Source organism: Xanthomonas sp. CFBP 7698, assembly GCF_003600855.1.
Taxonomy (GTDB): Bacteria; Pseudomonadota; Gammaproteobacteria; order Xanthomonadales; family Xanthomonadaceae; genus Xanthomonas; species Xanthomonas cannabis.
The window spans coordinates 1-373 of record NZ_PRDN01000023.1; the positions used below are offsets into that span (position 1 = coordinate 1).

The 373-nt window shown below is 61.4% G+C and carries 1 pseudogene; it reads left to right on the plus strand.

Annotation, left to right across the window (positions count from 1 at the left end):
- Positions 1-69 precede the first annotated feature (69 nt).
- Positions 70-373 (plus strand): annotated as a pseudogene (locus XnspCFBP7698_RS21210) (transposase); the annotation flags it as partial.

Below are 373 nucleotides of genomic sequence, written 5' to 3' on the forward strand. Positions count from 1 at the left end.
GGTAATCCCCCCACAGGTTAGCTGACGCCAGAAGTGGAATTTTCTCGTACCCTTTTCCGAGGAGGTTCCATGAAGACATCCCGCTTCACCGACAGCCAGATCATTGCCGTCCTCAAGCAGGCCGAGGCCGGCACGCCCGTGCCGGAGTTGTGCCGGGAACACGGCATCAGCTCGGCGACGTTCTACAAGTGGCGCAGCAAGTTCGGCGGCATGGACGCATCGCTGATGTCCCAGCTCAGGGAGCTGCAGGACGAGAACCGGCGCCTGAAGAAGATGTACGCCGATGCCCAGCTCAGCGCCGACCTGCTGAAGGAGGCGATGGCAAAAAAATGGTGAGGCCATCTCAACGCCGGGAGATGGCCCGATGGGCCGT